The following is a 21,461-nucleotide window of genomic DNA, read 5'->3' on the forward strand; positions in this document are numbered from 1 at the left end:
TTTTATAAAATCATGACCTTCAAAACCTTGCGGTAATATTAACCTAGCTATTTGAGTACCTATTTATCAGTTAAAAACCCATTTTATAACACCGTGTTCATTATTGCAATTAGTATTAAAGGAAATTTCACGAGACCTAGGGGAAGCTTTATCTAACCCTGAAGAGCTTGAAAACTATCTAACAGCAGTGCTAATAGCCACCTAACAATTAATGATTCTCGCACAAACGACAATCCCTCTATTGATGTAGCAGCTGGCTATAATGCCTCTAGCTGTGCTTTAACGGGTGAAAATCCAACCATTAACGAGGACTGCAATTAAGTAAACATGTCCTAAATTTCACTGAATTCAGGATAGGAATTAGTTAATTCTTATCCCGAATAGAGGTAGGTTACATTAATGGGCTTGGTAAATTAGATAGATAATTCCCCTTCCAAAGCTCCTGATAAAGAGCAGGATCAATGTTTCCACCTGATATAAGTACTAAAACTCTCTTAGGTTTTGATTGTCTCTTTAACCAATCAACTACTCCAACCATATTTAAAGCACATGATGGTTCACAAGCAATTTTTAGTAAATGCGTTAACCAAGCGGTCCAGTAATATATAGAATATTCATCAGCAAGAAAGAAATCATCAAGTTTATTTAGATAATTAAATGTACGTGGTGAAACTGCTAAAGTACGTAAACCATCGGCTACAGTATTTGGTGAATCAGTAAATCTATATATTGAACCTTGTTTAATAGATAAAAAAGCATCATTCGCATTAACCGGCTCTGAACCTATAAGCAAGCTGGATGGAGACAGTAATTTTTTTGCTAAATATGATCCAGAAAGTAATCCACCTCCTCCACAAGAAGCAAAAATAGCATCTGGGCTAAACTCTAGCTGTTGCAAGGCTTCATAACACATAGTACCAGCCCCAGCTATACTCGAATCGCTATCAGAAGGATGCAAATAGTAGAAACCATTTTCTATATCACCTTTTGCCCTATCTTCTGCCACTTGCCTAGTATCGGTCAGTATAACCTCTGCTCCGTAATATCTTGCTGCTTGTTGCTTAATTGGAGAAGTATCTTTGGGCAAATAAATTCTTGCATTTAGATTAAGAATTTTTGCTACCCAAGCAAGACCAATTCCATGATTACCTGTACTATATGCAACAATTTTATCTAGTAAACGATTTCGTTCTTGTAACTCTAATAAATGGTTTAATACCCCTCTAACCTTGAATGCTCCAGTTTTTTGCAACGATTCTATTTTAAAGAAAATTTTATGTCCCAGCATTTCATTTAAAGTTTCAGACTGGACTATTGGAGTCAAATGAAGATATTGTTTTACCCTAATACTTGCTATTGATATTATATTTGGAGATTGAGGTGATAAATGCATATACAAAATAAATGTAGCTTGAAATCCCAGCACGGCAACATTATATAGTTAATAATCCCTTTAGTATATAAATTTTTCAAGGTTTTAGTATGACAAATAAAGAAAAATTACCCCTACTCGCATTAAAAGACATGGTGATATTTCCCGGCATAGTTGCTCCCATATTTGTCGGTAGGACAAAGTCTCTAAAAGCCTTACTGAATACTAAATCTACAGATACTAATAGATATATATTATTGGTGTTACAAAAACAACAAGATCAAGACACTCCAGATATTCAAGATCTTCATTCTACAGGAGTAATTGCTAAAATTATACAAACAGTAAGATTACAAAATAATGCAAAAATTCTTGTTGAAGCAATGCAGAAGGTTAAACTTCATAACATAACTAATAAAGAAATGTTTGAAGCTGAATATAGCATACTACAAGATGAAGAGGTAATTGATATAGAAGCTTTAAAAGTTTCTACGTCAATTGTCATTGAGTTATTTATGAAATATACCAAGAATCATAAAAAAATTAATCCAGAAATAATAGAGACAATCGCTGATGAAATAACCAAAGATCCGACAAATTTTAGTTATATTACTAATGTGCTAGCCTCTTATCTGACTGCACCATTACTAATAAAACAAACCTTATTAGAAGAAACAAAACCTCAAAAACGAATTAAAACTATAATAGATACATTAACATCTAGTATGGCTCAAATGGAAGCAGAACAAGCTTTACAACTACGAGTAAAAAAACAAATTGAAAAAACTCAGCGTGATTATTACTTGCACGAACAAATGAAAGCTATACAAAAAGAACTCGAGCAGGATAAATCTGACTTTTCTGATATAGAAAAAAAGATTAAGACCTTAAAACTTTCAAAAGAAGCAAAAGAAAAAGCCGAATCAGAACTGAAAAAGCTAAAGCTTATGAATCAAATGTCAGGTGAATCCTCAGTTGTTCGTAACTATCTTGATACAATATTAGCTATGCCATGGGGAAAATTTGATAATAGTAAAACTGATATAAATAAAACTAGAGAAATTTTGGATCGGGATCATTTTAGTCTTGAGAAAGTCAAGGATCGCATCATTGAATATTTAGCAGTATTACAACGCTCTAAAAAAATTAAAGGACCTATACTATGCTTAATTGGTCCTCCAGGAGTGGGGAAAACATCACTGGTCAAGTCAATTGCTGAAGCAATGGGTAGGAAATATACTAAATTTGCTCTTGGCGGCATTAGAGATGAATCGGAAATTAGAGGTCATAGAAAAACATATCTTGGTTCTATGCCAGGAAAAATCATAAACTTAATTAAAAAAGTTAAAACTAATAACCCTGTTATGTTATTAGATGAAATTGATAAAATGGGTTCTGATTTCCGAGGCGATCCAGCATCTGCTTTACTTGAAGTTTTGGATTCTGAACAAAACAGCCATTTCGTTGATCATTATTTAGAAGTAGAATATGATTTATCAGAAGTAATGTTTATTGCAACAGCCAATTCTTATAATTTGCCAAGAGCTTTACTAGATCGTATGGAGATCATTAATGTTTCTGGTTATATTGAAGAAGAAAAATCACAAATTGCTAAAAACTATTTAATACCAAAGCAATTGAAACTACATCAAATGAAGAAAAATGAGCTAATTATTGATGATGGAGCAATCTTAGAGTTAATCAGATATTATACCAAAGAATCAGGGGTAAGATCGCTTGAAAGAGAAATTAGCTCTGTTACAAGAAAAGTATTGCAAAGGATTCTGAGTAACAAAGAAGTAAAAAGCATATCAATATCATCTGAAAATCTTGAAGAATATTTAGGTGCTAGAAAACATAATTTTGGTTTAGCTGAGAAAGAAGACCAAATAGGCAGTACTACGGGGCTTGCTTATACAGAAGTTGGCGGAGAACTATTAACCATTGAAGCATTGTCATTCCCTGGAAAGGGAGATATTAAAACTACAGGTAAGCTTGGGGATGTAATGAAAGAATCCGCTCAAGCAGCTTATAGTTGTTTCCGCTCTAGAGCTAATAATTTTGGACTGAAGTACGAAGATTACAAAGACCTTGATATCCATTTACATGTACCGGCTGGTGCAATTCCAAAAGATGGACCATCTGCTGGATGTGCAATATTTACCACTATTGTTTCACTTATGACCAAAATACCAGTCAAAAGAACTGTGGCAATGACTGGAGAAATTACCCTAAGGGGTACAGTGTTACCAATTGGAGGACTAAAAGAAAAATTATTGGCTGCTAGCCGAGGTGGTATACAAACAGTATTAATACCTGAAGAGAATATCAAGGACTTAAAAGATATTCCACCGAATATAAAGAATAGCTTGGAAATTTTATCAGTGTCAAATATAGATCAAGTACTAAAATTAGCTTTAGTGAATAATAATTTTACAGTTGCTAGGTTCTGTTGACAAAGATTTTAACGTAACCATATTATACTAATTGCAATAATTAACACGGTGTTATAAAATGGGTTTTTAACTGATAAATAGGTACTCAAATGGCTAGGTTAATATTACCACAAGGTTTTCATGGTCATGATTTTATAAAAATGATGAAACATGAGCCGCATGGTCGAAATCGTATACGTTTATTGGCGATGTATCACCTTCAATTAGGCAAATCTTTTAAAGCCATATCTGAAATAGTGAAGTCACACTGGAAAACCGTGCAATCATCGCTCAGAAGATTTAGGAATCATGGTTTTGAAGGATTATTTGAATCACAAAGAAGCGGTGCCCCTAGGAAGATTAACAGTATACAAGAGTCTGCTATTTTTGATAAAATCAATACGCTCAGTGAAAGTAAAACTGGTGGGTATATAACTGGAAAGGAGCTACATATCATGTTAGTTGAGGAATATGGTGCTAAATGTGCTTTAAAAACAGTCTACAATACTATGCACCGCCTTGGTTTTAGCTGGATTACTTCTCGTTCAATGCATCCAAAATCAAATCAAGAGACTCAAAATAGATATAAAAAAACTTTCCAGACATGTTAACAAAATTATTAGCAAAAAATATCGATAGATGTAAAGTTGATATATGGTCTCAGGATGAAACTAGAGTTGGGCAACAAGGTAGCTTAACTCGTATATGGGCTAAGCGTGGCACTAGACCCCGTAAAGTTCGGCAACAGCAATTTATTTCAACATATATTTACGGAGCTGCTTGCCATGAGACAGGAGAAGCTTGTGCATTAATTTTACCATATGCAAACACACAGGCAATGAATAAATTCTTAGAAGAGCTTTCTCGCAGTATTCAAGGCAACCGACATATAGCTTTACTAACGGATAATGCAGGTTGGCACACAGCCAAAAAACTAACTGTGCCAAGCAATATCACTTTGATACCGCTTCCGCCCTATGCACCGGAACTTAATGCAATGGAACAAGTTTGGGAATGGATTAAAAATCATTTCTTGTCTAACCAATGTTATGGTGTATATGAAGATATCGTTACTATGGCTTGTTACGCTTGGAATCAACTTGCTCATAATGTAGATTTAGTAAAATCAATTATGTATAGAGATTGGATAAATACACCGTGTTAATTATTGCAATTGGTATTACTTTCACTGAGCGTATTGATTTTATCAAAAATAGCAGACTCTTGTATACTGTTAATCTTCCTAGGGGCACCGCTTCTTTGTGATTCAAATAATCCTTCAAAACCATGATTCCTAAATCTTCTGAGCGATGATTGCACAGTTTTCCAGTGTGACTTCACTATTTCAGATATGGCTTTAAAAGATTTGCCTAATTGAAGGTGATACATCGCCAATAAACGTATACGATTTCGACCATGCGGCTCATGTTTCATCATTTTTATAAAATCATGACCTTCAAAACCTTGCGGTAATATTAACCTAGCTATTTGAGTACCTATTTATCAGTTAAAAACCCATTTTATAACACCGTGTTAATTATTGCAATTAGTATAAGATGCAGGAATATTTAGGCATTACTCCACAGAACGATAAAGACGGATGCTTACAAGATATACATTGGCCAATGGGCAGTTTTGGTTATTTTCCATCCTATACTAATGGAGCAATTATTACTTCAATGGTCATGAAAAAAGCACAGGAAGTTAATCACAATATAAAAAAGGAAATAACAAGAGAAGAATTCAATGGTGTAAACCAATTCTTAGATAATAATATTAGAAGCTATGGCTCATTAAAAAATACCAGTGAATTAATTAAAGAGGCTACGGGTGAAGATCGCATTCAATCGGAAATATTTTTAAAATATCTCCAACAAAAATATTTATAACTTATTTAACCTCAAGTATCTGTAACAAGTTAATATTAGGCTCAGTATTATCGCCACCCCTGCTTTCGCAGGGGTCTAAAAAAATAGCCAAGAAGACTAATTTTTAGACCCCGAATCCGTCATTCGCACCGAAGGCTCTCACTGGTCTAGGATGACATCACCGACTTAAACCGGATACCAACACGCCTTCACAGGGATGACGACATTGTAAATAACTACAAATGTAGTACTAAGCTAAAACTTTTACTTGAATAATCATGAGAGTAATATCAAGAAAAACTCTTAGGATCTATATCCACTTTTAAATGACAAAAAGCAGGGATTTTGATTAAACTTAACCATGTTTGTAAAAATTTTTGTAAATTAAATTTCCTATCCACTATGATTAGAATACGGTAACGAAACTTTCCTGCTAATTTAAACATCAATGCACTAGATGGTCCGAGTATTCTAGCTGAACTTTTTGGTGCAATTGCAACTAGAGTTTTGGATATTTCAAGCACTTTATGCTCATTTTTCCCAGACAAAATTATTGATGCCATTTTGGTGAAAGGAGGCATATTCTCTGCTTGCCTTGTTTTAAGTTCATATTGTAAAAACTGATCTCCTCCATTTTTTATATAACTAAATATAGCATTATCTGGATAATAAGTTTGCATTAATACTAGACCTTTTTTATCTTCTCTTCCTGCCCTACCTCCTACTTGGTGAAGTAGTTGATAATTGCGTTCACTTGACCGCAAGTCTCCACTACTAATAGCCCCAAGATCAGCATCAACAACACCTACTAAAGTAAGGTTAGGAAAGTGATAACCTTTAGTAATCATCTGAGTACCAATTAGAATATTAACCTCAGAATGCTCCATTTTATATAGTAATTCGCAGATCTTTTCAGGTTTTTGGGCATAATCTTTGCTAATTACCGCAATTTTACTATCGGGAAAAAGATGCCTAGTTTCTTCTTCAATTCTTTCAATCCCAGGACCACAAACAGTTAAAGAGTCTTCTTCCCGACAATCAGGACAAAAAATATGAATCCTACTTTGATAACCACAATGGTGACATTCAAGTTTTTTGCTAGATTTATGTACCACTAACCAAGCAGAGCAAGAATTACAAGTAAAACGATAACCGCAAAGTTTACATAACATCAAAGGGGCATAACCCCTACGATTCAAAAATAATAACACCTGCTCTTTGCTTGCTAGCTTTTTACCAATTAATGCTATTAACTCCTTAGATAAGTAAGAATTTTTTAATAATTTCTCCTTTTTCATATCAATTATTTGAATTTCTGGCAAAGTTGCCTCCTGGTAACGATTTGACAATTCAATTAATTGATATTTATTGGTACTTACGTTATAAATTGTTTCAATAGACGGAGTAGCCGAGCATAATACTACTTTTATTTTGGATAAGCTGCCCCGCAATACCGCCACATCGCGAGCATTATATAATATACCATCATCTTGCTTATAAGAACTATCATGCTCTTCATCAATAATAATTAATCCAAGATTACTATACGGTAGAAATAGACTACTTCTAGCACCAATTATAACTTTAATTTCATTGTTGAGCAAACCTCTTAAAATCATCTTTTTCTGAGCTTTAGTAATCGCAGAATTCCATATTACTGGCTGAAAGCCAAAGCGTGCTGTAAAACGATTTATAATTTGCTGACTTAAAGCAATTTCTGGTAACATGATCAATATTTGGTTACCTTGCTTCAAATAATCAGCCAATAGATGAAAGTAAATTTCTGTTTTACCTGATCCGGTTACTCCCTTAATAATTGATGGTTTATCCGATTGACTTAATAGAGAAAGTGCTGCTTGTTGCTCTAGTGAAAGAGTTGGCAAAATAAAATCTTTGTTTAATTCTTGATGCTTTATTTTTATAGGTTGCTGGGCAATATCTATCGGCAAAGTCAACTTAGCAACTGAACCAAGTGAAGTCATATAATAATTAGCAGTCCATTTAATTAAATCTAATATTTCCTGATTAAACCTAAATTCAAGTGGCACTTTTTGTTTAATAGATTTGATTTTACTAGTTCCCTCTGAAACTTCAGTATCTAATTGCCAAACTATACCCGTTAATTCTTTATTCCTAAATGGGACAACTACTAAATCTCCTATAGCTAATTTTAATCCATTTGGAATTAAATAATCCAACGGGAAAAGCTTAGCTAATGGCAATAATATTTTTGCAACTTGCATTGAAATTCATTTTCAGGTCATTTGAGTATACTACTATATACTAATTATCAGAAGCACTAATAGATAAACAATAAAAAAATGCAAAAATATTCATCTTTTTCAAAAAAAATATAATAAATTAGGTTCTTATATCTTACAAATGTGTTATAAGTAATTAAAGAGGGTGACTTGAATAGACCTTGACTAAAATAGTCGCTAAGAGAATAAGTACCCTCTTTTTGGTAGTTTACCTTGAACAAATTGCAGAAGGTGGTCTTAAAAAGAGCAGCCTTGCACAATAAGAAGAAGGAGATTATATCATGAATAAAATAATAGGTCTAGACGTAAGTAAAAACTGGCTTGATATATGTGTATATAATACAAGAGATAAACCTAAATATCATCGTTTTGCCAATGATGCAGCTGGTCATGAAGAGATGATTAAATTAGCAAAAGAGCAAGAGATTAAGCTAATAATATGTGAACCTACTGGAGGATACAAAGCTGAGATTTGTCAAAAGCTGGATAATAATAACCAACAAGGTCAATACATATAGTTTTAATTCTTTTAGTAAATCGGTGAATTTGTGTAAAACTGATAGGAAGGATGCATTTAAATTAGCATATTATGCGGATAAGATGCAGCTTTCAGAGAATTATATATATCAAGTTGAATCAGAGACTTTGAAGAGATGTCAACAAAGACGAGAAGATTTAGTATTATACCAATTGCAATAATTAACACGGTGTATTTATCCAATCTCTATACATAATTGATTTTACTAAATCTACATTATGAGCAAGTTGATTCCAAGCGTAACAAGCCATAGTAACGATATCTTCATATACACCATAACATTGGTTAGACAAGAAATGATTTTTAATCCATTCCCAAACTTGTTCCATTGCATTAAGTTCCGGTGCATAGGGCGGAAGCGGTATCAAAGTGATATTTGCTTGGCACAGTTAGTTTTTTGGCTGTGTGCCAACCTGCATTATCCGTTAGTAAAGCTATATGTCGGTTGCCTTGAATACTGCGAGAAAGCTCTTCTAAGAATTTATTCATTGCCTGTGTGTTTGCATATGGTAAAATTAATGCACAAGCTTCTCCTGTCTCATGGCAAGCAGCTCCGTAAATATATGTTGAAATAAATTGCTGTTGCCGAACTTTACGGGGTCTAGTGCCACGCTTAGCCCATATACGAGTTAAGCTACCTTGTTGCCCAACTCTAGTTTCATCCTGAGACCATATATCAACTTTACATCTATCGATATTTTGTGGTAATAATGTTGTTAACATGTCTGGAAAGTTTTCTTATATCTATTTTGAGTCTCTTGATTTGATTTTGGATGCATTGAACGAGAAGTAATCCAGCTAAAACCAAGGCGGTGCATAGTATTGTAGACTGTTTTTAAAGCACATTTAGCACCATATTCCTCAACTAACATGATATGTAGCTCCTTTCCAGTTATATACCCACCAGTTTTACTTTCACTGAGCGTATTGATTTTATCAAAAATAGCAGACTCTTGTATACTGTTAATCTTCCTAGGGGCACCGCTTCTTTGTGATTCAAATAATCCTTCAAAACCATGATTCCTAAATCTTCTGAGCGATGATTGCACAGTTTTCCAGTGTGACTTCACTATTTCAGATATGGCTTTAAAAGATTTGCCTAATTGAAGGTGATACATCGCCAATAAACGTATACGATTTCGACCATGCGGCTCATGTTTCATCATTTTTATAAAATCATGACCTTCAAAACCTTGCGGTAATATTAACCTAGCTATTTGAGTACCTATTTATCAGTTAAAAACCCATTTTATAACACCGTGTTAATTATTGCAATTAGTATAAAAGCTAATTTTAAAGAGACGCAAATTGCAAAATTGCAACCAAAGCAAAAAGTTAAATTACAGTTTGATTCTTTACCAAAAAAGATCATATACGGCAGAATACGTAATATATCACCAGCTACCGGCTCAAAATTTAGTCTAATTCCGACTGATAATGCAACTGGTAATTTTACTAAGATTGTTCAACGAATTCCTGTGCTAATAGATTTTGAGACTCCTAAAGATATTCCTAGTAATTTGATACCAGGAATGTCTGCTATAGTTTCGCTCAGAACTAATTAACCCAAATTCGCAGAATCATTCGAGTATACCTCAATTAATTAATTTTTTGCTCGACGACTAAACCATCTTTGCAAATAAGTTGCTGCAATATCGCTATTCTCTATTAATAATACGTTTTCGGCATTTCTATTATCAGCTGCATTGGTAAAATTAAAGCTACCGGTAATCACCTTACTTTTATCAATGATCATAACTTTGTTGTGAGCAATACCTGGTACTTTATCTATTGAAACATCAATACCAGCCCGTTTTAATTCATGTATTTTAGAATATCTATCGTGTAAGTTACTACGATCCAATAATACCCTTATTTGAACACCGTTTTGCTTAGCTTTAATTAGTTGTTCCACTATATTTTGCGAAGTTAAACCAAATGCTTGAACATAAATACTATCCTTAGCCTTGGATATTTCTTTTGCTATTAATGATCCGCAGCCGGATGGCGGGGTAAAACAAACATTTAAATTATCAGTTTCGGTATGAAAACTGTGCCAAGAAGCTGTTTCTCGTACCTCATTATATCCTATCCCTATAGTAATGCCGAGTAAGAACGATATTATTATGTGTAAATTAAGCTTTTTAGGTAGTTTTTTCATTTTCTTATACTATGCAGAAACCAAGGCCTTAGCCCCCTTTAATTTTTGGAAATCATCACCAGCATGATAAGAAGAACGGGTTAATGGACTGGCGGAAACCATCAAAAACCCTTTAACCCTTGCTACTCTTTCAAAATATTTAAATTCTTCTAGGGGAACATATCTAGCAACTGCTGCATGGTTTTTGGTTGGCTGTAAATATTGTCCTATAGTTAAAAAATCAACTTTAGCTTCCATTAAATCATCCATTACTTGTATAATTTCATCGTTTGTTTCTCCGAGACCAACCATCATACCTGATTTAGTAAAAATCTCAGAGTCTAATTTTTTTACATTATGCAAAAGACTTAATGAATTATAGTATCTCGCTCCTGGTCTGATAGTTTTGTATAGAGAAGGCACTGTCTCTACATTATGATTATAAACGTCAGGTTTTGCTAATACCACTATTTCAGCTGCCCCATCTTTCTTAAGAAAATCTGGGGTTAGAACTTCAATTGTGGTATTAGGAGCAACTAGTCTTATTTCCTTTATACAATTGGCAAAATGCTCAGCCCCACCATCATCTAAGTCATCTCGATCAACTGAAGTAATTACTACATGTTCAAGCCCTAATTTCATCACAGCTTGAGCTAATCTTTGTGGCTCATGCGGATCGAGTAAATCGGTACGACCAGTTTTAACATTACAAAATCTACAAGCACGAGTACAGACAGATCCCAAAATCATAACTGTAGCATGTTTTTTTGCCCAACATTCCCCTATATTAGGGCAAGCAGCTTCTTGACACACTGTATTTAATTTTAAACTCTCAATTAGTTTTCTTGTATCATGATATTGATATGAATTTGGTGCTTTAACCTTTATCCAATCAGGTCTTTTAAGGGGTTGAGCTTCTTCTATCTTGATTATGTTTGACATATAATCCTGCTTTATTTATGGCCTGCTTTTTTATGAATTTTATATTCAAATCATTTTAGTATATCATTAAACAAATTGTTTTATTGGTAGTTTAACTATATCTGTAAGGCTAGTGCTGTTATCACAGTTGTAAGATAATTTGGGTTCAATAGGAATCTTACAGATTAAAGGTATATTATATTCTTTGGCAAAATTTTCTCCACTATTACCGTTAAATATCTGAATTTTCTTTCCCGAACTTGGTTCAACTAAATAGCTCATATTTTCTATAATACCTAAAATTGGTAGGCTAAATTTTCTGTATAAATCAATCGATCTAACGACATCTATTGCAGCCATTTTTTGTGGAGTAGTTACTATTATTACTCCATCTAGTTGGTAATTTTCTAAAATACTTAAGTGAATATCACCAGTACCAGGAGGCATGTCAATAATTAAATAATCTAACTCCTGCCAATGGGTGAGAGATAATAGTTGATAAATGGTCTTGCTGGCCATTGGACCACGCCAAACAATAGCTGAATTATCCTTAATAAGAAATCCAATAGAAATAATTTCAATGCCCCGCGATTTTAAAGGGGTCACTTTATTATATACTATTTCAGGTACACCACTAATACCAAATATTTGCGGAATTGACGGACCATAAATATCAGCATCCACTATTCCTACCTTGTATCCTTCAAGATTTAATTGCTCCGCTATCAATGCTGTTATAGTAGATTTACCAACTCCCCCTTTACCGGATGCCACCAATATTATCTTCTTTACTCCGTCAATGAAATGCTTAACTTTTGGATTAGTTGATTTTTTAGCTACACCTTTGCTACTAGTTAAAACTATAGTTAGTTTCCCAATATTAGGTATTTCATTTAATTTATTAATAGCTTTAATTTTTATTTCATCGATTTCCTTGGAATCTTTACCAAGAATATCAATGGCAAACCCAATATTTTTATCCTTAATTATAATATTAGATATAATACTGACTAATTTTGTATTGTCACTAAAAGTGATATCTGAAATTTTATTTAGTATTTGTTGTTGGTTTATATCAATCATCGTTTTTAAGTAAAATGAAGCTCTTACCGTTAATAATCTTATTTTTCAACGCACATTAATCCATTTACCGGATCATGATTGCACGCTTTTTAACCCACCCATTTCACCGATTTTAATAATGGACCATATAAATCTTCTTCCATACTAGGTTCTGTTAACAAAAATTATAGTTAGGCAAGAGGAATAAAAAGTTGCCATAGTAAGAAGAAATGGTAGTTTCTAGTTATCAAAAAAAGGAACTACCAATGTGAAGTATTACATAGAAGAACAAGCATGGGAAGTAATTTTATCATTTTTTAATGAAAGAAATGGTATACACAACAAGAATGAAGAAAAAATGAGATATTTTATTGAAGCAATATGGTTTATTGTTAGAACAGGTTGCCAATGGCGTCTTCTAGCTGATGATTATGGTTGTTGGTACAGTATTTATCGCAGATTTAAGAGATGGGTTGACAAAGGTATATGGGAGGATTTAATAGATTATGTTAAAGTAGATGCAGATATAATCAATTATGATTGATGCAACTATTGTGAGAGCACATGCTTGCTCATCTGGATATATCAAAGGTAATCAAGAAGAAGCGGCTTTAGGTAGAAGCAGAGGTGGTTTTAGTACTAAAATGCATGCCCTTGTTGATGCCCTTGGTAATCCATTAAAGTTTATACTAACTGCTGGGCAAAGAAATGATGGCGCTAGGCAAAGCGGGTAAATTACAATTGGTGAACATCCAACCTATGTAAAGTTTAGCCAACAGCATAGAACCAAATTTCACATATATGGAGGTAACGAATTATGTGAAGCTGAGAGGAGGGATGTAGTGGGTTGTAACGTAAGTGAAGGATATAAGCTCCGAAATATGCGATATCGTAGAGGTTGACATGCTTCATTTCATGGAAAACAGGATGTGTAGTTGCGATAAGGCGAGCAATTATTGCTCTACCGGAGTCACAGACCATGACACGCTTACAAGATGGAATTTACCTGAACCTAGGAGATCCATTGTATTCTTACGCAAGTGAGTACTTTAAAACAAGCTGTTAAGAGCAAGAATTACAGGATGATACAATGGAAGTCGGACTGACTCATAGTACTCTGAGCATGGGAAAGCCATGTACATGGGGAAGGGGTCAGCAATATAGCGTTAGTGTAATACCAATTGCAATAATGAACACGGTGTATTTATCCAATCTCTATACATAATTGATTTTACTAAATCTACATTATGAGCAAGTTGATTCCAAGCGTAACAAGCCATAGTAACGATATCTTCATATACACCATAACATTGGTTAGACAAGAAATGATTTTTAATCCATTCCCAAACTTGTTCCATTGCATTAAGTTCCGGTGCATAGGGCGGAAGCGGTATCAAAGTGATATTGCTTGGCACAGTTAGTTTTTTGGCTGTGTGCCAACCTGCATTATCCATTAGTAAAGCTATATGTCGGTTGCCTTGAATACTGCGAGAAAGCTCTTCTAAGAATTTATTCATTGCCTGTGTGTTTGCATATGGTAAAATTAATGCACAAGCTTCTCCTGTCTCATGGCAAGCAGCTCCGTAAATATATGTTGAAATAAATTGCTGTTGCCGAACTTTACGGGGTCTAGTGCCACGCTTAGCCCATATACGAGTTAAGCTACCTTGTTGCCCAACTCTAGTTTCATCCTGAGACCATATATCAACTTTACATCTATCGATATTTTTTGGTAATAATTTTGTTAACATGTCTGGAAAGTTTTTTTATATCTATTTTGAGTCTCTTGATTTGATTTTGGATGCATTGAACGAGAAGTAATCCAGCTAAAACCAAGGCGGTGCATAGTATTGTAGACTGTTTTTAAAGCACATTTAGCACCATATTCCTCAAGTAACATGATATGTAGCTCTTTTCCAGTTATATACCCACCAGTTTTACTTTTACTGAGCGTATTGATTTTATCAAAAAGAGCAGATTCTTGTATAGTGTTAATCTTCCTAGGGGCACCGCTTCTTTGTGATTCAAATAATCCTTCAAAACCATGATTCCTAAATCTTCTGAGCCATGATTGCACGGTTTTCCAGTGTGACTTCACTATTTCAGATATGGCTTTAAAAGATTTGCCTAATTGAAGGTGATACATCGCCAATAAACGTATACGATTTCGACCATGCGGCTCATGTTTCATCATTTTTATAAAATCATGACCATGAAAACCTTGTGGTAATATTAACCTAGCCATTTGAGTACCTTTTATCAGTTAAAAACCCATCTTAGACCACTGCGTTAATTATTGCAATTGGTATGAGTACCTATTTATCAGTTAAAAACCCATTTTATAACACCGTGTTCATTATTGCAATTAGTATTATTAGGGGGAGTAAACTGTAAGACTAAGTTATTAGCTTTGCAAGTAGTGTAGTGGTCGAGAGTCTTGCTCTCGTATAGGAAACGCGTCATATATAATTGTCCTTTATTAATTTTTAAAAGTATATTATACACATAATATCAACTGTTAATTGGGAAATGATAAATTCTTTATTAGACTTTCTGCATCTTCGATGTTATACCAATTGCAATAATTAACGCAGTGGTCTAAGATGGGTTTTTAACTGATAAAAGGTACTCCAATGGCTAGGTTAATATTACCACAAGGTTTTCATGGTCATGATTTTATAAAAATGATGAAACATGAGCCGCATGGTCGAAATCGTATACGTTTATTGGCGATGTATCACCTTCAATTAGGCAAATCTTTTAAAGCCATATCTGAAATAGTGAACTCACACTGGAAAACCGTGCAATCATCGCTCAGAAGATTTAGGAATCATGGTTTTGAAGGATTATTTGAATCACAAAGAAGCGGTGCCCCTAGGAAGATTAACACTATACAAGAATCTGCTCTTTTTGATAAAATCAATACGCTCAGTAAAAGTAAAACTGGTGGGTATATAACTGGAAAGGAGCTACATATCATGTTAGTTGAGGAATATGGTGCTAAATGTGCTTTAAAAACAGTCTACAATACTATGCACCGCCTTGGTTTTAGCTGGATTACTTCTCGTTCAATGCATCCAAAATCAAATCAAGAGACTCAAAATAGATATAAAAAAACTTTCCAGACATGTTAACAAAATTATTAGCAAAAAATATCGATAGATGTAAAGTTGATATATGGTCTCAGGATGAAACTAGAGTTGGGCAACAAGGTAGCTTAACTCGTATATGGGCTAAGCGTGGCACTAGACCCCGTAAAGTTCGGCAACAGCAATTTATTTCAACATATATTTATGGAGCTGCTTGCCATGAGACAGGAGAAGCTTGTGCATTAATTTTACCATATGCAAACACACAGGCAATGAATAAATTCTTAGAAGAGCTTTCTCGCAGTATTCAAGGCAACCGACATATAGCTTTACTAACGGATAATGCAGGTTGGCACACAGCCAAAAAACTAACTGTGCCAAGCAATATCACTTTGATACCGCTTCCGCCCTATGCACCGGAACTTAATGCAATGGAACAAGTTTGGGAATGGATTAAAAATCATTTCTTGTCTAACCAATGTTATGGTGTATATGAAGATATCGTTACTATGGCTTGTTACGCTTGGAATCAACTTGCTCATAATGTAGATTTAGTAAAATCAATTATGTATAGAGATTGGATAAATACACCGTGTTCATTATTGCAATTGGTATTACCCCACAACTGTTGAAAGTTTACAAATACCTATACCACAGCGTCATTGCGAGCGTAAGCGAAGCAATTATAATTTCACCGAATTTGAGTATATAAGAATTGACAAATTCTTATCCTAAATTCGCGTGTCTTGAAAATATATTAGACTTACCTAAATAACTTATCTATATTAGATGTATATAAGCTATATTAAACTCATAAATTAAATAAAGTGGAATCATGTCAGGGGAAGTTGGAAAAAAAGAATTAAACTGTTCTTTTTGTGGTAAAAATCAATATGAAGTAATAAAATTAATTGCTGGACCAACAGTATTTATTTGTAATGAATGTATTGAACTGTGCCGTGATATTATAAAAGAAGAGACTAAAGTAACTCTTAAACAAGTTGCCTCTTTAATTCCAACACCACACAGAATTTTTTCTACTCTTAATGATTACGTAATTGGTCAAGATCAGGCAAAAAAAGTTTTATCAGTTGCGGTATATAATCACTATAAACGATTAGAATATATCGAGTCAGGTAATAATGATGTCGAATTAAATAAATCAAATATCCTAATTATTGGTTCTACTGGCTCTGGTAAAACCCTTTTGGCACAAACCTTAGCAAAGATTCTTGATGTACCTTTCACTATGGCAGATGCCACTTCTTTAACCGAAGCTGGCTATGTTGGTGAAGATGTTGAAAATATCTTGCTAAGATTATTACAAGCAGCAGACTTTAATATAGCCAAAGCCCAACGAGGCATTGTTTATATAGATGAAGTAGATAAAATCGCTAGAAAATCTGAAAACCCTTCCATAACAAGAGATGTATCGGGTGAAGGAGTCCAACAAGCATTACTTAAAATCATGGAAGGAACTATTGCTTCTGTTCCTCCCCAAGGTGGCAGAAAACACCCACAGCAAGATTTTGTTCAAGTAGATACTTCCAATATTTTGTTCATATGCGGTGGAGCTTTCATGGGGATAGATAATATCATTAATGCCCGTACTGCTCAAAGTTCAATTGGTTTTGTAGCAAATGTCCAATCAAAACAAGAAAAAAACCACAGCGAAATACTCAAATCATTAGAAATTGAAGATCTAGTAAAGTTTGGGTTAATTCCAGAATTCATCGGTAGGCTTCCAGTAGTAGCAACTTTAGATGACCTAGACAAAGCATCTTTGGTGGCAATTTTAACTCAACCCAAAAATGCTGTTATCAAGCAATATCATAAATTATTTGAGTTAGACGATGTTGAACTATCAATTGATAATGATGCTTTAGAAGGAATAGCCGAGAAAGCGCTGGCACGAAAAACCGGAGCTAGAGGTCTTAGATCAATAATTGAGACACTGCTACTTGACAGCATGTATAATGTTACCAATCTGGAAAAAATGCATGTACATATTTCAAAAGATGTTATAGATGGCAAAGCTATCCCCTTAGTTACACCAAGAAACTACGGAAAAGCTACTAAAAAGCGTATAGCGGTTTAGGGTAAATTCTATGAATTTATTAATCTATTCTAGATTTATATAATTAATAGTTGATATCCTTTCTATAGATAGTTATAATTTCCTTTATATTTCAAATTAATAGAGGGCTATATATGATAAATAATGATTCAAAGAATAATTAACCGGAATTGTCTACATCCTAAGCATGTAGCAGCTTTAAAAACCGCCCTTATAAATTATTTCAGAAACAACGACTTGCTTTTTAAGCTGCTTAATAATAGGTCGTCCTAAATACCCCTTATCAACAAATAGCCAACCTTGCAATTTTTCATTAACTTTGCTACAGGAAAACGATCATTAACATTTGCAGATGTCATTTTACAAGCCATTAACTCACCTTCATTATTAATTATCAAGTAAAGTTTTAAGCCAAAAAATATCCCATTGAGTTTTTGCCTTTTGTTGCTATGCCCTTAAAGACCTTGTGCCTTTTTTCTCTTTTTATATGATTATATGACAAACATCTAGGTTCTGTTGACAAAAATTATAGTTAGGCAAGAGGAATAAAAAGTTGCCATAGTAAGAAGAAATGGTAGTTTCTAGTTATCAAAAAAAGGAACTACCAATATGAAGTATTATACTAATTGCAATAATTAATACGGTGTTATAAAATGGGTTTTTAACTGATAAATAGGTACTCAAATAGCTAGGTTAATATTACCGCAAGGTTTTGAAGGTCATGATTTTATAAAAATGATGAAACATGAGCCGCATGGTCGAAATCGTATACGTTTATTGGCGATGTATCACCTTCAATTAGGCAAATCTTTTAAAGCCATATCTGATACCAATTGCAATAATTAACACGGTGTATTTATCCAATCTCTATACATAATTGATTTTACTAAATCTACATTATGAGCAAGTTGATTCCAAGCGTAACAAGCCATAGTAACGATATCTTCATATACACCATAACATTGGTTAGACAAGAAATGATTTTTAATCCATTCCCAAACTTGTTCCATTGCATTAAGTTCCGGTGCATAGGGCGGAAGCGGTATCAAAGTGATATTGCTTGGCACAGTTAGTTTTTTGGCTGTGTGCCAACCTGCATTATCCGTTAGTAAAGCTATATGTCGGTTGCCTTGAATACTGCGAGAAAGCTCTTCTAAGAATTTATTCATTGCCTGTGTGTTTGCATATGGTAAAATTAATGCACAAGCTTCTCCTGTCTCATGGCAAGCAGCTCCGTAAATATATGTTGAAATAAATTGCTGTTGCCGAACTTTACGGGGTCTAGTGCCACGCTTAGCCCATATACGAGTTAAGCTACCTTGTTGCCCAACTCTAGTTTCATCCTGAGACCATATATCAACTTTACATCTATCGATATTTTTTGGTAATAATTTTGTTAACATGTCTGGAAAGTTTTTTTATATCTATTTTGAGTCTCTTGATTTGATTTTGGATGCATTGAACGAGAAGTAATCCAGCTAAAACCAAGGCGGTGCATAGTATTGTAGACTGTTTTTAAAGCACATTTAGCACCATATTCCTCAAGTAACATGATATGTAGCTCTTTTCCAGTTATATACCCACCAGTTTTACTTTCACTGAGCGTATTGATTTTATCAAAAATAGCAGACTCTTGTATAGTGTTAATCTTCCTAGGGGCACCGCTTCTTTGTGATTCAAATAATCCTTCAAAACCATGATTCCTAAATCTTCTGAGCGATGATTGCACAGTTTTCCAGTGTGACTTCACTATTTCAGATATGGCTTTAAAAGATTTGCCTAATTGAAGGTGATACATCGCCAATAAACGTATACGATTTCGACCATGCGGCTCATGTTTCATCATTTTTATAAAATCATGACCTTCAAAACCTTGCGGTAATATTAACCTAGCTATTTGAGTACCTATTTATCAGTTAAAAACCCATTTTATAACACCGTGTTCATTATTGCAATTAGTATAAATTCCATCTTGTAGCGTGTCATGGTCTGTAACTCCGGTAGAGCAATAGTTGCTCGCCTTATCGCAACTACACATCCTGTTTTCCATGAAATGAAGCATGTCAACCTCTACGATATCGCATATTTCGGAGCTTATATCCTTCACTTACGTTACAACCCACTACATCCCTCCTCTCAGCTTCACATAATTCGTTACCTCCATATATATGAAATTTGGTTCTACGCTGTTGGCTAAACTTTACGTAGGTTGGATTTTCACCAACTGTAATTTACCCGCTTTGCCTAGCACCATCATTTCTTTGCCCAGCAGTTAGTATAAACTTTAATGGATTACCAAGGGCATCAACAAGGGCATGAATTGTAGTACTAAAACCACCTCTACTGCTACCTAAAGCCTCTTCTTCTTGATTACCTTTGGATATATCCAGATGAGCAAGCATGTGCTCTCACAATAGTTGCATCAATCATAATTGATTCCATATCTGCATCTACTTTAACATAATCCATTAAATCCTCCCATATACCTTTGTCAACCCATCTCTTAAATCTGCGATAAATACTGTACCAACAACCATAATTATCAGCTAGAAGACGCCACTGGCAACCTGTTCTAACAATAAACCATATTGCTTCAATAAAATGTCTCATTTTTTCTTCATTCTTGTTGTGTATACCATTTCTTTATGTAATACTTCATATTGGTAGTTCCTTTTTTTGATAACTAGAAACTACCATTTCTTCTTACTATGGCAACTTTTTATTCCTCTTGCCTAACTATAATTTTAGTCAACAGAACCTAGGATTAATACCTATTATTTAATTATATATCATACTTTTTATGCTACACTAAGTTACTATTATATCAATAATTTTATTTTTTATTATAATGAATAATTGCTCTTAGATGGTACAATTTAAATCAATAGTGATATTTTGGCTTAGGGACTAATTTGCTCAAAAATATTTACTACAGGCCTTCAAATATGAATATCCGGTTACTACAGTTAAAAGTGCAGCAATCCATAAAGCTATTTGGCCTATTAAATCCATATAAATTATACCTGAACCTTTAGAACCAAGAATTAACGCTGACAAAGCAAACATTTGGGTAAATGTTTTAATCTTAGCTAATCTAGACACAGGAATACTTACTTGAATTAAAGCTAGAAATTCACGTAACCCGGCCACTAAAAATTCACGAGCCAAAATTAATAAGCACGGTATTTCTCCCGCTGCTCCTTTTTGTACCAACATTATAATTACACAACCTACTAATAATTTATCAGCTATTGGATCGAACATTTTACCAAACCCTGATACTAAATCAAATTTTCTAGCAAGATAACCATCAAAAAAATCAGTAATACTAGCTATAATAAATAATAACGCTGCAATTATATGAGCGAGTTTGGAGTTATCTAGATAACAGGTTATTACAATAATTGGAATAACCACAATACGAGCTATCGTCAGATAATTTGGTATATTTTTATCAATATTCATTTATTATATATTTTTACTTCTTGATTTCTTGAGGAAATGACAACGACGGATTATGACCTAAATCCAAGAAAATAGGAACAAATTTTTATAGAATAACTTAAAAGAACTAACCTAGGTTGCCGTAACTTAAATGCTAGTATCATACTAATTGCAATAATGAACACGGTGTTATAAAATGGGTTTTTAACTGATAAATAGGTACTCAAATAGCTAGGTTAATATTACCGCAAGGT

Annotated in this window: 25 protein-coding genes and 3 pseudogenes; 12 read left to right on the forward strand and 16 right to left on the reverse strand. The window is 33.8% G+C overall.

Features of this window, described 5'->3' with window-relative positions; translation table 11 throughout:
• Window positions 1-391 precede the first annotated feature (391 nt).
• Window positions 392-1,393, reverse strand: a complete 1,002-nt coding sequence (locus ACFE3K_RS05270) for a serine/threonine dehydratase (protein ID WP_375358541.1) — start codon at window positions 1,391-1,393, stop codon at window positions 392-394.
• An 89-nt stretch (window positions 1,394-1,482) separates the two neighbouring features.
• Here ACFE3K_RS05270 and lon point away from each other — a divergent pair, with 89 nt between their 5' ends.
• The 3 genes from lon to ACFE3K_RS05285 all read left to right on the forward strand — a co-directional run bounded on the left by lon (window position 1,483) and on the right by ACFE3K_RS05285 (window position 4,972).
• On the forward strand, window positions 1,483-3,828 hold the full coding sequence (gene lon / locus ACFE3K_RS05275; protein ID WP_375358542.1) for an endopeptidase La: 2,346 nt from the start codon (window positions 1,483-1,485) through the stop codon (window positions 3,826-3,828).
• An 89-nt stretch (window positions 3,829-3,917) separates the two neighbouring features.
• Window positions 3,918-4,418, forward strand: a complete 501-nt coding sequence (locus ACFE3K_RS05280; RefSeq protein ID WP_375358543.1) for a helix-turn-helix domain-containing protein — start codon at window positions 3,918-3,920, stop codon at window positions 4,416-4,418.
• Window positions 4,412-4,972: an IS630 family transposase gene (locus ACFE3K_RS05285; protein ID WP_375358342.1), complete on the forward strand. Its 561-nt coding sequence runs from the start codon at window positions 4,412-4,414 to the stop codon at window positions 4,970-4,972. Before ACFE3K_RS05280 ends, ACFE3K_RS05285 begins: the two co-directional genes overlap by 7 nt.
• Here ACFE3K_RS05285 and ACFE3K_RS05290 read toward each other — a convergent pair.
• On the reverse strand, window positions 4,969-5,244 hold the full coding sequence (locus ACFE3K_RS05290) for a helix-turn-helix domain-containing protein (RefSeq protein WP_375358544.1): 276 nt from the start codon (window positions 5,242-5,244) through the stop codon (window positions 4,969-4,971). The genes ACFE3K_RS05285 and ACFE3K_RS05290 overlap by 4 nt on opposite strands.
• A 119-nt stretch (window positions 5,245-5,363) precedes the next feature.
• Between ACFE3K_RS05290 and ACFE3K_RS05295 the strand changes: the two genes are divergently transcribed.
• Window positions 5,364-5,696 carry a hypothetical protein gene (locus ACFE3K_RS05295; RefSeq protein ID WP_375358545.1) on the forward strand — a complete coding sequence of 111 codons (333 nt, stop codon included), beginning with the start codon at window positions 5,364-5,366 and terminating at the stop codon, window positions 5,694-5,696.
• A gap of 269 nt (window positions 5,697-5,965) precedes the next feature.
• On the opposite strand, the gene ACFE3K_RS05300 is transcribed toward ACFE3K_RS05295, so the two are convergent.
• Window positions 5,966-7,918, reverse strand: coding sequence for a primosomal protein N' (locus ACFE3K_RS05300; protein ID WP_375358546.1), 1,953 nt, complete (start codon window positions 7,916-7,918; stop codon window positions 5,966-5,968).
• 299 nt (window positions 7,919-8,217) lie between these two features.
• On the opposite strand from ACFE3K_RS05300, the gene ACFE3K_RS05305 reads away from it, so the two are divergent.
• Window positions 8,218-8,454 carry an IS110 family transposase gene (locus tag ACFE3K_RS05305; protein WP_375358547.1) on the forward strand — a complete coding sequence of 79 codons (237 nt, stop codon included), beginning with the start codon at window positions 8,218-8,220 and terminating at the stop codon, window positions 8,452-8,454.
• 28 nt (window positions 8,455-8,482) lie between these two features.
• Entirely contained in the window at window positions 8,483-8,635 is a 153-nt protein-coding gene (locus tag ACFE3K_RS05310; RefSeq protein WP_375358548.1) for a hypothetical protein, read from the forward strand.
• Here the strand turns inward: ACFE3K_RS05310 and ACFE3K_RS05315 are convergent, their stop codons facing one another.
• Genes ACFE3K_RS05315 through ACFE3K_RS05325 form a run of 3 tightly spaced genes read right to left on the reverse strand, consistent with a single transcriptional unit; the run spans window position 8,636 to window position 9,640 of the window.
• A complete protein-coding gene (locus ACFE3K_RS05315) occupies window positions 8,636-8,842 on the reverse strand; it encodes a transposase (protein WP_375358549.1) in 207 nt (68 codons plus the stop codon).
• Window positions 8,808-9,197 carry a transposase gene (locus tag ACFE3K_RS05320; protein ID WP_375358550.1) on the reverse strand — a complete coding sequence of 130 codons (390 nt, stop codon included), beginning with the start codon at window positions 9,195-9,197 and terminating at the stop codon, window positions 8,808-8,810. The genes ACFE3K_RS05315 and ACFE3K_RS05320 overlap by 35 nt, the downstream gene beginning before the upstream one ends.
• On the reverse strand, window positions 9,191-9,640 hold the full coding sequence (locus ACFE3K_RS05325; protein WP_375358551.1) for a helix-turn-helix domain-containing protein: 450 nt from the start codon (window positions 9,638-9,640) through the stop codon (window positions 9,191-9,193). Before ACFE3K_RS05325 ends, ACFE3K_RS05320 begins: the two co-directional genes overlap by 7 nt.
• A 114-nt stretch (window positions 9,641-9,754) precedes the next feature.
• Between ACFE3K_RS05325 and ACFE3K_RS05330 the strand changes: the two are divergent.
• Window positions 9,755-10,039, forward strand: a pseudogene (locus ACFE3K_RS05330) (HlyD family secretion protein); the annotation flags it as partial.
• 38 nt (window positions 10,040-10,077) lie between these two features.
• Here the strand turns inward: ACFE3K_RS05330 and ACFE3K_RS05335 are convergent.
• The 3 genes from ACFE3K_RS05335 to ACFE3K_RS05345 form a co-directional block, all read right to left on the reverse strand.
• Window positions 10,078-10,635, reverse strand: a complete 558-nt coding sequence (locus tag ACFE3K_RS05335) for a phospholipase D family protein (RefSeq protein WP_375358552.1) — start codon at window positions 10,633-10,635, stop codon at window positions 10,078-10,080.
• A gap of 9 nt (window positions 10,636-10,644) precedes the next feature.
• Window positions 10,645-11,556: a lipoyl synthase gene (gene lipA, locus ACFE3K_RS05340; RefSeq protein ID WP_375358553.1), complete on the reverse strand. Its 912-nt coding sequence runs from the start codon at window positions 11,554-11,556 to the stop codon at window positions 10,645-10,647.
• A 66-nt stretch (window positions 11,557-11,622) separates the two neighbouring features.
• Window positions 11,623-12,618, reverse strand: coding sequence for an Mrp/NBP35 family ATP-binding protein (locus tag ACFE3K_RS05345; protein WP_375358554.1), 996 nt, complete (start codon window positions 12,616-12,618; stop codon window positions 11,623-11,625).
• A gap of 247 nt (window positions 12,619-12,865) precedes the next feature.
• Between ACFE3K_RS05345 and ACFE3K_RS05350 the strand changes: the two genes are divergently transcribed.
• The gene (locus tag ACFE3K_RS05350) at window positions 12,866-13,141 is read left to right on the forward strand and encodes a transposase (protein WP_375358555.1); all 276 of its coding nucleotides are present in this window, start codon (window positions 12,866-12,868) and stop codon (window positions 13,139-13,141) included.
• On the forward strand, window positions 13,134-13,331 hold the full coding sequence (locus ACFE3K_RS05355) for a hypothetical protein (protein ID WP_375358556.1): 198 nt from the start codon (window positions 13,134-13,136) through the stop codon (window positions 13,329-13,331). Before ACFE3K_RS05350 ends, ACFE3K_RS05355 begins: the two co-directional genes overlap by 8 nt.
• A gap of 432 nt (window positions 13,332-13,763) precedes the next feature.
• Here ACFE3K_RS05355 and ACFE3K_RS05360 read toward each other — a convergent pair whose 3' ends face one another.
• Window positions 13,764-14,348, reverse strand: a complete 585-nt coding sequence (locus ACFE3K_RS05360; RefSeq protein ID WP_375358557.1) for an IS630 family transposase — start codon at window positions 14,346-14,348, stop codon at window positions 13,764-13,766.
• Window positions 14,342-14,842 carry a helix-turn-helix domain-containing protein gene (locus ACFE3K_RS05365; protein WP_375358453.1) on the reverse strand — a complete coding sequence of 167 codons (501 nt, stop codon included), beginning with the start codon at window positions 14,840-14,842 and terminating at the stop codon, window positions 14,342-14,344. Before ACFE3K_RS05365 ends, ACFE3K_RS05360 begins: the two co-directional genes overlap by 7 nt.
• A gap of 388 nt (window positions 14,843-15,230) precedes the next feature.
• Between ACFE3K_RS05365 and ACFE3K_RS05370 the strand changes: the two genes are divergently transcribed.
• From ACFE3K_RS05370 to clpX, 3 genes are all read left to right on the forward strand, one after another.
• Entirely contained in the window at window positions 15,231-15,731 is a 501-nt protein-coding gene (locus ACFE3K_RS05370; RefSeq protein ID WP_375358558.1) for a helix-turn-helix domain-containing protein, read from the forward strand.
• Window positions 15,725-16,318 (forward strand): IS630 family transposase, encoded by a 594-nt coding sequence (locus tag ACFE3K_RS05375; protein WP_375358559.1) that lies wholly within the window; start codon window positions 15,725-15,727, stop codon window positions 16,316-16,318. Before ACFE3K_RS05370 ends, ACFE3K_RS05375 begins: the two co-directional genes overlap by 7 nt.
• Window positions 16,319-16,521: 203 nt before the next feature.
• Window positions 16,522-17,784, forward strand: a complete 1,263-nt coding sequence (gene clpX / locus ACFE3K_RS05380; RefSeq protein WP_375358560.1) for an ATP-dependent Clp protease ATP-binding subunit ClpX — start codon at window positions 16,522-16,524, stop codon at window positions 17,782-17,784.
• Between the two features lie 248 nt (window positions 17,785-18,032).
• Here the strand turns inward: clpX and ACFE3K_RS05385 are convergent.
• From ACFE3K_RS05385 to pgsA, 5 genes and pseudogenes are all read right to left on the reverse strand, one after another.
• Window positions 18,033-18,286 (reverse strand): annotated as a pseudogene (locus ACFE3K_RS05385) (transposase).
• Between the two features lie 319 nt (window positions 18,287-18,605).
• Complete coding sequence (locus ACFE3K_RS05390) at window positions 18,606-19,166, reverse strand: IS630 family transposase (RefSeq protein ID WP_375358561.1); 561 nt, start codon at window positions 19,164-19,166, stop codon at window positions 18,606-18,608.
• A complete protein-coding gene (locus ACFE3K_RS05395) occupies window positions 19,160-19,609 on the reverse strand; it encodes a helix-turn-helix domain-containing protein (protein ID WP_375358562.1) in 450 nt (149 codons plus the stop codon). The genes ACFE3K_RS05390 and ACFE3K_RS05395 overlap by 7 nt, the downstream gene beginning before the upstream one ends.
• 406 nt (window positions 19,610-20,015) lie before the next feature.
• Window positions 20,016-20,400 (reverse strand): annotated as a pseudogene (locus ACFE3K_RS05400) (IS5 family transposase); the annotation flags it as partial.
• A gap of 279 nt (window positions 20,401-20,679) precedes the next feature.
• Complete coding sequence (pgsA, locus tag ACFE3K_RS05405) at window positions 20,680-21,228, reverse strand: CDP-diacylglycerol--glycerol-3-phosphate 3-phosphatidyltransferase (protein ID WP_375358563.1); 549 nt, start codon at window positions 21,226-21,228, stop codon at window positions 20,680-20,682.
• Window positions 21,229-21,461: the final 233 nt, after the last annotated feature.

Origin of the sequence: Candidatus Tisiphia endosymbiont of Neophilaenus lineatus (genome assembly GCF_964264975.1) — a bacterium.
Classification (GTDB): Bacteria; Pseudomonadota; Alphaproteobacteria; order Rickettsiales; family Rickettsiaceae; genus Tisiphia.